The 11,741-nt window shown below is 41.1% G+C and carries 9 protein-coding genes; 2 read left to right on the top strand and 7 right to left on the bottom strand.

What is annotated here, in order from left to right:
* Positions 1-183 precede the first annotated feature (183 nt).
* Positions 184-1,593 carry an MBL fold metallo-hydrolase gene (locus KO529_RS00210; protein WP_215945940.1) on the top strand — a complete coding sequence of 470 codons (1,410 nt, stop codon included), beginning with the start codon at positions 184-186 and terminating at the stop codon, positions 1,591-1,593.
* Between the two features lie 71 nt (positions 1,594-1,664).
* Complete coding sequence (locus tag KO529_RS23550) at positions 1,665-1,793, top strand: hypothetical protein (protein WP_262482703.1); 129 nt, start codon at positions 1,665-1,667, stop codon at positions 1,791-1,793.
* Between the two features lie 40 nt (positions 1,794-1,833).
* On the opposite strand, the gene KO529_RS00205 is transcribed toward KO529_RS23550, so the two are convergent.
* From KO529_RS00205 to KO529_RS00175, 7 genes are all read right to left on the bottom strand, one after another.
* Positions 1,834-3,213: an exonuclease domain-containing protein gene (locus tag KO529_RS00205; protein WP_215945939.1), complete on the bottom strand. Its 1,380-nt coding sequence runs from the start codon at positions 3,211-3,213 to the stop codon at positions 1,834-1,836.
* Positions 3,214-3,316: 103 nt separating this feature from the next.
* The gene (locus KO529_RS00200) at positions 3,317-4,882 is read right to left on the bottom strand and encodes a hypothetical protein (protein WP_215945938.1); all 1,566 of its coding nucleotides are present in this window, start codon (positions 4,880-4,882) and stop codon (positions 3,317-3,319) included.
* An 11-nt stretch (positions 4,883-4,893) separates the two neighbouring features.
* Positions 4,894-6,294, bottom strand: a complete 1,401-nt coding sequence (locus KO529_RS00195) for a neutral/alkaline non-lysosomal ceramidase N-terminal domain-containing protein (RefSeq protein ID WP_215945937.1) — start codon at positions 6,292-6,294, stop codon at positions 4,894-4,896.
* An 8-nt stretch (positions 6,295-6,302) separates the two neighbouring features.
* Positions 6,303-7,382 (bottom strand): sialidase family protein, encoded by a 1,080-nt coding sequence (locus tag KO529_RS00190; RefSeq protein WP_215945936.1) that lies wholly within the window; start codon positions 7,380-7,382, stop codon positions 6,303-6,305.
* Positions 7,379-9,745 carry a GH92 family glycosyl hydrolase gene (locus tag KO529_RS00185; protein ID WP_215945935.1) on the bottom strand — a complete coding sequence of 789 codons (2,367 nt, stop codon included), beginning with the start codon at positions 9,743-9,745 and terminating at the stop codon, positions 7,379-7,381. The genes KO529_RS00190 and KO529_RS00185 overlap by 4 nt, the downstream gene beginning before the upstream one ends.
* A gap of 15 nt (positions 9,746-9,760) precedes the next feature.
* Positions 9,761-10,717 carry an alpha/beta hydrolase gene (locus tag KO529_RS00180; protein WP_215945934.1) on the bottom strand — a complete coding sequence of 319 codons (957 nt, stop codon included), beginning with the start codon at positions 10,715-10,717 and terminating at the stop codon, positions 9,761-9,763.
* On the bottom strand, positions 10,714-11,667 hold the full coding sequence (locus KO529_RS00175; RefSeq protein ID WP_215945933.1) for an alpha/beta hydrolase: 954 nt from the start codon (positions 11,665-11,667) through the stop codon (positions 10,714-10,716). Before KO529_RS00175 ends, KO529_RS00180 begins: the two co-directional genes overlap by 4 nt.
* Positions 11,668-11,741: the final 74 nt, after the last annotated feature.

The following is an 11,741-nucleotide window of genomic DNA, read 5'->3' as shown; positions in this document are numbered from 1 at the left end:
TTATTTACCTTTGTAAAGGTGATTTTTAGTTTAAAAATATTTTGATTAATTTTTAATCACCCCATAAAAAATAAGAATTTGAAAGGAGCCATTAAAGATTTTGATGGCTAGGGAAATATATCAAGGAGAATATTTGCCGATGGTCATTGGGATGGCTTATTAAAAATCAATAAATTTATACAGATGAAAATAGAACAGATTTATACAGGATGTTTAGCACAGGGTGCGTATTATATAGAAAGTAATGGAGAAGTTGCCATTATTGACCCCTTACGTGAGGTTGAACCATATATAAAGCGGGCCAAAGCGGATAAAGCTACCATTAAATATATTTTTGAAACGCATTTTCACGCTGATTTTGTCAGTGGGCATATTACCCTGTCCAAAGAAACAGGTGCCCCTATAGTGTATGGTCCCACGGCCAATCCTTCTTTTGACGCCATAATAGCCAAAGATGGTCAGGAATTTAAGCTTGGGGATATCACTATCAAGGCATTGCATACCCCTGGGCATACCATGGAAAGTACCACTTATTTGTTAAAGGATGAAAAGGGTAAGGATTATGCTATATTTTCTGGGGATACCCTATTTTTAGGTGATGTAGGTAGGCCAGATTTGGCTCAGAAGGCGGCCAATATGACCCAAGAGGATTTGGCCGGGCTATTGTTTCACAGCCTTAGAAACAAAATTATGCCTTTGGCAGATGATGTGGTGGTTTATCCCGCACATGGTGCTGGTTCGGCCTGTGGAAAGAATATGATGAAGGAAACCGTGGATACTTTGGGCAATCAAAAGAAAATGAATTACGCCCTACGTGCCAATATGACCAAGGAAGAATTTGTTAAGGAGGTTACGGAAGGATTATTACCACCTCCAAAATACTTTCCGCTCAACGTAAAGATGAACAAAGAGGGTTATGAGGATATAGGGGAAGTATTGGAAAGGGGTACTACCGCCTTGTCACCCGATGCATTTGAAGAAGCTGCCAATGCTACGGACGCGGTAATTTTGGATGTAAGGCATCAGGACGAATTTGTAAAGGGATTTGTTCCGAGATCTATATTTATAGGGTTGGATGGCAGTTTTGCCCCATGGGTAGGGGCTCTTATTGCCGATACCAAGCAGTCTATCTTACTCGTGGCCCCGGAAGGTAGGGAGGAAGAAGCAATTATAAGATTATCCAGGGTTGGCTTTGATGCCACGATAGGTTATTTAAAGGGAAGCTTCAAGGCTTGGAAAAATTCAGGAAAGGAATATGATACCATTACTTCCATTTCCGCCAAGGACTTGAAAGATACTCTCGATAATAAAGAAGTTCCTGTTTTTGATGTTAGGAAAGAATCGGAATACCTTTCCGAACATATGGAGAATGCGAACAACACTCCTTTGGATTTTTTAAATGACCATATGGCAGAATTTCCTAAGGAGGATACCTTTTATATACATTGTGCGGGAGGATATAGGTCGGTTATAGCGGCATCCATTTTAAAAAGTAGGGGCATACATAACCTAGTGGATATAGGTGGTGGCTTTGATCAAATAAAAGATTCTGGCTATAAGGTAACCGATTATGTTTGTCCAACTACGCTTTAAAAGTGACATTTATCATATTTTATAGTGCTGTATGTATATATTTTAGCCTACTGAATCCAAAATAAGTACCTATGATTTTACAATACTTACCTTTAGTAAATTGGAGCAACGGAATTATAATGATTTCTGTTTTTGGCGCTGTTTGTGTCGGTCTGGTTACCGCCGTATTGATGTTGATGAACAGTGGTAAGAAAAAATAGGCTGGGTATTTCACTTGTGTGAAAAATCCAGCCCATTTCTTCAAATAGAAAGAGGGGTAAAAGAAATGGCCCTGTTCGGGTATTTTCTTAAATACCATGACAGGATCCGTTTGGTATCCATATTTTCTTTTTGGAGTTCCAAAAAATTTTCCAAGGCCTCAATATTATCTATCTGCTCGTGTCGTGGCAGGAATCCATAGCCCTTGTATTTGTTGTTGAGAACCAACACAAAGGCTTCTTCCTTTGCGTGTCTACCTTTTTCCTTGATTACTAAATTTTGGTTTTTGTCCATCAATGCCTCAATGGCGCTTTTTACTTTGTCATTATAGTCCATGGGCGATTCTGTTCCCCTGCATATTCCTTTGCAGTTGGTAATACTGTAATGGGAGCAGCTGCTAATGTTTTCCTGTAAATGACAGAATTTAGGACATAAACTGTAGTTCTTGCATAATTCCTCCAAAAATAGCCTGCAGTCGGTTATGGTATTAAAAGTGGATATGGGGTTGGGTGTCAATTTTAATTTGTTGTATGCCAAGTGTTGTATTCCGTTTCTATCTTCATAGGAAAAAATGGCATATTCTGTAGAAGTGCGTTTCTGACTTTGATTATAAAGAGGGAAATGTTTTTTAATCGCGGCGGATTCCATTAAAAGGGCAATTAGCTCGTTCCCGGATAATTCAAAATCAATGTCGTGCGTGGCCTTGCACATTAAAATTTCTTTGTTGGCCTTGTCATAAAAATGCCCTAGTACCCGCTTTTTGATATTAACGGCTTTGCCCACATAAATTATTGTTCCCTTGGCGTCTTTAAAGTAATAAATACCAGGGGAATTGGGCAATCTTTCAAAGATTTCCTTGGGTAACGATGGTGGTAATGTGGCTTCTTGCGAGCGTGCATTAAGAAAGGTTTTAAATACCTTTTCGGCCCCATCGGCCCTTAGTAGTTTTTTAAATAGAATTACCGTGGCCTGGGCATCCCCTTTCGCTCTATGGCGGTCCGTTAAAGGGATATTCAAAGAGCTGCATAATTTTCCCAAACTATAGGAGTTTAGGCCAGGGATAAGTTTTCTGGACAATCGTACCGTGCATAATTTTTTGCGGGAAAAATTAATTCCGATATTCTGAAATTCATTTTTGATGACGTTGTAGTCAAAATTTACGCTATGGGCAACAAATATAGTATCCTGCGTTATTTCCAATACCTTCGAAGCTATTTCGTCCCAAGTGGGGGCATTGCGTACCAAATTATTGTCGATTCCCGTCAATCCCGTAATAAAGTAGGGAATTTCACATTCAGGGTTTACCAGGGAAGTATATTCATCAATGATTTCATGACCGTCGAATTTGAAAATGGAGATTTCGGTAATCTTATTTCCTTTTATTCCGTTTCCGGTAGTTTCTATATCAATGACGGTGTACATGTAATAAGGTGCTGGAGGTAACAGAACCTTAAAGTTATAGGAATTTGATTAAAAAATGGGTCCCAACGGGTTAAATTTATTGAAGGGTGTTTAATTCCTTATGTTAGTCCAAATCCTTGATTACCTCTGTTAAAGCCTTATAAATGATTGGTCCTGTTTCTGGGCCCAAGGAATTTTCTTCCCCATAGGTGTCGCCTTCATCATTGTAGAGATACGGTTTTCCGGTATCCCATTCACTTTTAGGTATAATGTATCCAATTTCATCATTGGAAAGGCCTAAATAAAACTTGTACTTGTCGGGAATCAATTCCTGAAGTGGTGGTATCTCCATAGGCTGTATGTCAAACTCACGCCCTTCGGGAGCTTCTATGCCACCATATACAATTTCTGGGTATATTTCCCCAGGGATACTTAGAAATAGGGCGGGGCCTATGCGAATGGCGCCTACTTCGGTTCTGGATTTAAAATATTCCGGCATACCCATCTTGATCAGGCCAATACCACTGGCAATCTTAAATGTAGTATTGTCCAATGGTGCCAATATAGTTTTCGCCCTCAGCGAAATATTGGAATTGGTCAAGGTATCTCCTTTTTGTTTTAGGGCCGCCAAGGACATCAGTGCAATTTGATCGCCAAGCGCCTTGGTTTTTTCAAAAGTGGGTTCAAAATATTCTTCTCCGGTAAAAGGATCTTGAATGCCCAAGGAGGGATGCGGTGCCATTAGTCCGCCAATGGCTCCCGAAAAATATATGGCCACTCCACCAAGTCCTTCTTCTACCTGTTCCTCTCCGTTGTATACTCCATTTTCCATGGCTTCCCGTATATAATGTGGGAAATCCGAGCTGATCAATAAATTTTGTGACCAAAGTGTTTCAGGGTGGTTGGCCCAATTTATAAGCGTTCCCATTGTTGAATTGTTTTCGGCATCCAGGACCTGCATTAAATGTATTCCAGTGGCCTTAACAATAGGTTTTCGGGTGTCCTTAATGAGTTTGCCATCTTCACCGGAAAGGTCTTCGGCAAAAACTAATTTAGCCGGACGCAAATTGTTGGCGGCCTCTGTAATAGCTGCAACGGTTTGGGATTTTACATATTCCATCATTTCTGGATTTACTCCGGAATTGAAGATATTTTCACCCCAGATGCCCACAAGATCATTGCTCTCGTGGGTATGGGTAGAGGATAATAAGGTGTAATTTATTCCCAGTTCGGCTGGTATCCGTTTTCTGATGTCGATTACATCGCCATGTAGAAAACCAATGGCATCCATAGAAATCATGGCTATCCTGGTATTGCCATCATCGATTACCATTACCCGGGACCAGACATCATCATGCACTCCCTGGGCAGGTTTGGCATTGCTCATCCCTGCTATCCAATACGCATCAAATTTCCCATTGTTATTGTTGTCGTTATAGGTGTCGCCTTCGTCCTTGCTGTATTTGTTGTTTCCATTGGCATCGTTCCAAGTATCCACAATGGTAGGGGTAATGGGTTTTTTGGAAAATCCTGCTGTTATGGGTTGTGGGGTTTTGTTTTCTATTTTAAGATCGATGGAATAATCAGGATGGCGATCACGCCAATTGTACACTACTACGGATGCCCCCACCAACAGTAGTAAAAGGATAAATATCCCAATTATTTTCAACCACTTTTTTAAAGTTTTCATTGTTTATAGTTTTATAGCTTCGTATGCGTTAATTCATTGGCCATTTTAAAATTGAGCTCCATTAGGTAATCGCCCATACTTGGGCCGTACCATCCCATTAACCGGGCTTCATAGGTGTCAAAATAGTAATATTTTTGTGGTACAATATAGCCTAGATATTGTCCATTAAAACTGCTGAGTACGGAATTGTACCCCTGAAGTTCCAGAGCATTTTTTAAATCCAAACCGTATTCCCCACTTAATTCATAAGGCAGGGCAAGCCAAATGAGGTTGTTTAGTTTAAGGCCTTGTACCTGGATAGGGTTCGATTTTGGCATAAGTTTACTTCCAAGGTAAGGGGAAAGTCGCAAGCGGTCCGATATGTAAAGGAATTGCAACTTCGGGATTTCTATTTCTGAAGATATGGCGGTCAATTCTACAATGGGGAGATATTCCATTTTGTTCAAGGCCGATCTGGCCGAATCGGCAAGGGTTTCCCCAATGTATTTCGCTTTTTCAAATTTCTCTCCTATTCCTTTGTTGGAATGACTTCCTACCGTACCGGCAAAGAATAGGGCCAAATCAACGCCATTTTCTTCCAAATGGCGTTGAAAGTACCCTGGGTAATCTCCGGTATATTGTTCGTTGTCGGTACCTATTACGGTAGCATGTGCGGAAAATGCGCCAATAGTAGCCTTTTTGCCATTTTCCTGAATAAAGGACAAAAGATCTAGTTTGTCATTAAGTCGCCCAGACTCACCTATGATTCTATTTCTAACCAAATTGGGAACTTTAACATATCCTGAAGAAAATTGGGCGGGCTGTTTGTCTGCCAAGGCCTGTAAAATAAGTGCGGAAAACTTTTGACTTAGCCATTCTACTACCTCTGGTTTATATTCCCCACCAAAACTTTTGCCCACATAACCTGGCATACAATTGCCAATGCTGGAATGGGTGTGGGTAGCCCCGAAATAAAGCTGTTTCCTGGATATTTTCCCCTTTAGGTTGTCGGTAACCTTATTGACAACGTCTTCCGGTATTGCCACCAGGTCGGCATTGATCAAAACAACGGTTTCACTATCTACTTCAATTGCGATTGCTTTGGCAAAAATGGAATCGTGAACACTGGTCGCAATTTTGCCGCTACCATATCCTGCCATTTTTATATTGTTGAATTCGCCTTTTGCGGGGTCGGGATTATCGTTTATGATTTTTGGGGTGATATTTGTCCTTGCGAATCCAGCAAGCAGCTCGCCTTTGGCCTCTGATTTATTTTTGACAGCCTCCTCTAAATTTTCAATAGTATTCCTATAATACGCCGTTTCAAAATATGGCGTGGTATCTATAGTGCTGGTTGCAAAAAAGAAAAGAATAACCAAGAGTACTATCAGCACTCCAAAAAATTTAAGCAATACCCGTAACCATTTTCCCATTATTGTTCTTAATTAAGTTTTTGAGGATCTAGAACGATATATTTTACCGTTTTTCTGTTCCAAGTATATACAATATGAACTTTCCCATCGGGAGCTTGTATCATGGTTGGATAGGAATATTCTTCCCCTTCCTTATCCGTGTTTTCCCTTAAGGGTTCCAAGTCCAGAACGCGTTTCCATTTCTTCCCGTCATTGGACAGGGCCAAGCTCAAAGGCACGCGATCTCCCCAATTTTTACCGGTGGGATTGTAAACTAATAATTGGCGCCCATCTTTAAGACTTACCCCGTCAATGCCAGAATTTGGATTGGGCAAAGCGGTGGCTTTCATTTTGCTCCAGGTGTTTCCGTAGTCGGTAGACCAATTCTCGGCAATGACCTCATTTTCAGTTCTGCTCAAAAGCTGTAATTTTCCGTTTCCATAATTCAGGACCACGGGCTGTATAGCACCTAACTCTTTCCCGTCATTAAGGGGTTGGGTTTTGGACCAAGTCTTTCCGTTGTCAGAACTTAGCTCCAAGTGTACCTGCCAACCTGCCTCATCATCTTCTGTGCTGGATGGAGAGAGAATTTCACCACTTGCCAATTGTATGGGTTGGTTTTTAATGGGGCCTAATATACCCTCTGGTAGATTTACCGGCTTGGACCAGGTTTTTCCATCATCATTGGATGTCATGTATAGTCCCCACCATTCGGTAGGACTTGGTCCTACCTTGTAAAATAAAAATAGTGGTTGATCTTTTGGTTTAAATAATACCGGGTTCCAACATGGGTATCTACTGCCATCTTCCTGCACGCCATTCACTACTTCTATTGGGGTAGACCAAGAACTACCAGTCTTTCGGGATACCCAAATGCCAACATCATCATTTTTTTCTTCGGTACCACCAAACCAAGAGGCTATTACGGTCCCATTGCTTACTTCTACTGTGGAGGCATGGCATTCCGGGGTAAGCGCGTCTTCCAATTCATAAATAAATTCTTGTTCCACAATGGCAGGATGGTCCAATGGAACTACGTCCGGTAATTTTTCCATTTTTCCTTTACACGATACGACTAACAAGGTACACAATAAAAATAAAAGTCTCATAAGTTAGATTTAGATGATTGTTGATTAATTAAAAAGTGTGGCTCTTTGGCCATGACAAAAGTTAGTTGGCCCCCATTGGCAATTTCTTCGTGCCTTATCCAGGTGCGGTCCAAGGGCCGACTGTTTAGCAGTACTTTTTTTACATAGATATTATTGGGGTCATAGTTTTCCGTGTTAATGGTCAATTGATTTACGCCCATTTGGAGAACAGCATTCTTAAATAATGGAGCGCCCAGTTGATAAATGTCCGTTCCGGCAATAGGATAAAAACCAAGGGAACTAAAAATATACCAGGCGGATAAGGTACCGGCATCATCATTGCCGTCTATGCCCACATAGGAATTATCGTATTTATTATCCAGGATCCAACGAACCCATTTTTGGGTCAAATCGGGCCTATCCACGGCATTGAAAAGATAGGCCGCATGGATGTCCGGTTCATTTCCATGCCAGTAGTAGGAGCCTGGGGTCCAGGTAGCCTTTTTTGGATCGGCTTTGGCGAAAAAGTTGTTCAGTTCACTCACAAAATAATCTTTGTCCTTAAAAAGGGATACCAAACCTTTTGTATCATAGGGTACGGCCCACCGCCATTGCAGGGCACTTCCCTCGGTATAATCTTTGGTATACTCATCGTCCCAATCCGTATAAGTAAGTTGCAAGGGCTTAAATTTTTCCACAAATCGTCCATCCTTATGTCTGGGTTGAAAATATTGGGTGTCGGGATTCCATACATTTTTATAAAATTTGGAATGACTTTCAAAAAGAGCTTGGTCTTCAAGGAGTTGTAGTTCTTTGGCCAAAAGACTTATAGAATGGTCGGCCCAGGCATATTCCAAGGTCTTGCTTACGGCTTCATCCCCAAATTCCGTAGGGCAATAGCCGTAGGTAATGTATCCGTCTATCTCTTCCCGGCCAGCAGCGGAACTGTCTTTCGGAATGGGTTCCAGGGCCACTTGTCTCATTTTTTTATAAGCAAGGTGCACATCAAAATTACGTATGCCCTTTAGGTAAGATTCTGCAATGACCATGTCTGCAGGGGAACCCAGCATGGAGTTGCTATATCCGTATCCTGAGGGCCAACGGGGCAGGCTGCCCCCTTGTTTGGACATTTCCACTAAGGAGACCAACATGTCCCTTTGCTCATCCTTGGCTATTAGATTGAATAATGGATGGACGGTGCGGAAAGTGTCCCATAAGGATAAATCCGTGTAGTAGTTGAAATCGGTAGTTTGGTGTATTTTTTTGTCAAATCCTTTATATTCCCCATTTACATCATTAAAGATGGTAGGCATTTGAAAACTGCGATATAAGGCACTGTAAAAGACTTTTTTTTCCTCCAAGGAGCCGCCTTCGATCTTAATTAAAGCCAGTTTTCTTTCCCATTTGTCCTTGGCCATTTGGAGTATTTCGGCAAAATTAAGATGGCCCGCTTCTGTCTCCAGGTTTAAACGGGCATTTTCAATACTTACATGCGAAATACCAACTTTGGCATTAATACTTTCCTGGGCAAATCCGAGATAAATTTTTAGACTATCACTTTTTTTACTAAGCCCTTTTTTGTGCAATGTTTGTCCATCCCAGATGCCATAGTCGGAAAATGGTTGGTCAAATTTAGCCACGAAGTATACCTGCACTCCCCCGAACCTACTTGCAAAGCTTCCAAATGTCCTAACCGAACCTTCAATTTCATTTTTCTTGGGAAGTATGTTGACAAATCCTTCCTTTGCTCGATGGTTTCCAGTGGTATTGGTAATGTGGACAAGCAAATTCCTGTTGCCTTCTTTTGGAAAGGTATATTGGTGATGGCCACTACGTTCTGTTGCCGTAAGCTCGGCAACAATGCCCTCTTTTTTTAATGCTACACGGTAATAACCCGGAAATGCGATTTCATCGTTATGGGAAAATTTATGAGCATAATCCAACTGGAAATCAATTTTATTACTGGTGGTAGTTGTTGGCGTAAATAGAAAATGCCCTCCATCGGTAGCGCCGGTCCCGGCCAAACGGGTATGGCTAAAGCCAAGTATTTTGTTGTCCCCATAGTAATATCCTGAAGTACTAAAATCTTTGGTGTTATTATAGAAAGACATGGTTTCGGGGCTTAGGCGTACCATACCGAAAGGAACAGTGGCGCCCGGAAAGTTAAATCCACATACCCAATAGGGGAAGCCTCCGGTACCAATAAAGGTATTTACATATTTACCTAATTCTCCCGGGCTTGAGTTTTCTGTTTGGTTCTTTGGAGTTGCCTTTACAATACCGTTGTACTTATAGCGAGCAATAAAAATAGCAATAAGCACTAGGCATATTGCCATTCCAATGGCAATGACAGTGATTTTCGCTATTTTTTTCAGCAACTTCATAGGGCTTCCTATATTTTAATTTAATGGGATGTATTTTTCAAAAAACCGATCCATGTGGTATTGGCAATAAGCATTCACTTTTACCGAGGCATCCATGGTATGTGGCCACCCTTTTAGTTTGTGGTAATACGAAATGGCACCTGCTTCTTGTAGGGTGGCATGTAATATGTCCGATTGTTCATAGGGCACTAATTCGTCCAAAGTACCTTGGAATGTTATGGTTGGCGGAATGTTTTTTGAAATTAAAAATAAGGGAGAGGCCTTTTTATACAGTTCAGGGGCCTCCTCGTAGGATTTGCCTATTAAATATTGAACCGAAGACGCATTGATGGCCGTTTCATCGGTTAGGTTGGAAGGGCCGTAAAAATTGACAACTGCCTGCACTGCTGCGGATATTCCTTTTTCATCCACATCTTCCTGTGTATTGGAATAGGCGTTCATTAAGGCCAGATGTCCCCCGGCGGAACCGCCTACCATCGCTATTTTGTAGGGGTTTATATGGTACTGGTCTGCATTTGATTTTAACCACCTTACCGCATCTTCTACATCATGAAGCTGGGCAGGATATTTGGCAACACTGCTTAATCTATATTGTACGGTAGCCGTGATATATCCTTTCCTTGCATAACTAATCAAATAGGCTAAATAATCGTGTTTGTCACCTTTTTTCCAAGCTCCGCCGTGAATAAAAATAATTAATGGAGCATCCTTTTTGATCGCTTTAGCATGGTAAATATCCAATTTGAGTTGAGTGGAGTCCAAAGTCTTATAGACTACATCTTTGTATTCCTCTATATCTTCTGGAATGGGGAAGTCGGTTTCTATTATTTTTAATGCCCCGGTTGCATAGGCTATTTTAAGGGTAGTATTGCTGGAGTATCCTTTTGGGGGTACGGACACATCATATTGTTTGGCCTTACAGCCCAATAATAAGGCTAGTGAAACTATGGGTATGAATATATTTTTAATCATATTTTTAAATGTTTTTCCAAGAATATATCTATATGATATTGAATGTATGAGAACACCTTTGCTGAAAGGTCCATGGCATGTGGCCAACCCTGTAATTCATGATAGTAACTGGGCACCCCAAACGCTTTTAGGGTTTCATGGAGTTTTTTGGATTGCCCATAGGGAACCAGTTCATCCAAAGTGCCGTGAAAGGAAATGGTAGGAGGGGAGTTTTTATTTACATACGCAATAGGTGAAGCCTTTTTGTACATTTCCGGGGCTTCTTCATAGGTTTTTCCAAATAATCGATGTACCCGTTTTTCTTTTTTTGCAATCTCGGTCGTTAGATCGGAAGGCCCGTAAATATTTATTACGGCCTGTACATTGGTGGGTATGCCATTGTCATCCACTGAATTGGAAGAATTGGTATAGGCGTACTGCATGGCCAAATGTGCCCCAGCAGAACCACCAGCTATAGCTATTTTTTGAACATTGATGTTGTATTCCTTGGCATGTGATTTCAGCCATTGTACAGCATCCGAAACATCAAGGAGCTGGGCAGGGTACTTTGCCACTCCGCTTAATCTGTATTGTATTGTTGCTGTTATGTATCCCTTCTGGGCATAACTGATTAAATAGTGTAAAACATTGCTTTTCTTTCCTTTCTCCCAAGCACCGCCATGTATGAAAATAATAAGGGGAGCCTCTTTTTTTAAGGCTTTAGGATGGTAGATGTCCAGCTTTAATGATGTGCTGTCGATGGTCTTATAGACTAGATCCTTATGTTCTAGGATGCTTTCCGGTATTGCTACCTTGGTAAGGGTTGGCTCAATGGCTCCTAGCGTGTAGGCTACTTTAAGGCTGATGTTATTTGCAAAACCTTTGGGCGGCACTGAAGGATCGTATTGGTTCGGTTTACAGCCAACAAACAATAAAACCATCCATAAAAAAAACACTATTCTAGCGGCCATAAATGATTATCCTTAAGGTTTGGATTTTTTATTGTTGCCCAAAAAATTTTTCAGATTTATTGTTTTGCTGTTCG

Origin of the sequence: Arenibacter algicola, assembly GCF_018860365.1 — a bacterium.
In the GTDB taxonomy this organism is placed as follows: Bacteria; Bacteroidota; Bacteroidia; order Flavobacteriales; family Flavobacteriaceae; genus Arenibacter; species Arenibacter algicola_B.
Note: the sequence above shows the minus strand (reverse complement) of the source record. Positions and strands in the feature narration are given on the sequence as shown.

What these genes read in the sequence shown, in the direction of transcription:
- KO529_RS00210 (WP_215945940.1), top strand. Translation starts at nt 184, where the DNA reads ATGAAAATAGAACAGATTTATACAGGATGTTTAGCACAGGGTGCGTAT.
- KO529_RS23550 (WP_262482703.1), top strand. Translation starts at nt 1,665, where the DNA reads ATGATTTTACAATACTTACCTTTAGTAAATTGGAGCAACGGAATTATA.
- KO529_RS00205 (WP_215945939.1), bottom strand. Translation starts at nt 3,213, where the DNA reads ATGTACACCGTCATTGATATAGAAACTACCGGAAACGGAATAAAAGGA.
- KO529_RS00200 (WP_215945938.1), bottom strand. Translation starts at nt 4,882, where the DNA reads ATGAAAACTTTAAAAAAGTGGTTGAAAATAATTGGGATATTTATCCTT.
- KO529_RS00195 (WP_215945937.1), bottom strand. Translation starts at nt 6,294, where the DNA reads ATGGGAAAATGGTTACGGGTATTGCTTAAATTTTTTGGAGTGCTGATA.
- KO529_RS00190 (WP_215945936.1), bottom strand. Translation starts at nt 7,382, where the DNA reads ATGAGACTTTTATTTTTATTGTGTACCTTGTTAGTCGTATCGTGTAAA.
- KO529_RS00185 (WP_215945935.1), bottom strand. Translation starts at nt 9,745, where the DNA reads ATGAAGTTGCTGAAAAAAATAGCGAAAATCACTGTCATTGCCATTGGA.
- KO529_RS00180 (WP_215945934.1), bottom strand. Translation starts at nt 10,717, where the DNA reads ATGATTAAAAATATATTCATACCCATAGTTTCACTAGCCTTATTATTG.
- KO529_RS00175 (WP_215945933.1), bottom strand. Translation starts at nt 11,667, where the DNA reads ATGGCCGCTAGAATAGTGTTTTTTTTATGGATGGTTTTATTGTTTGTT.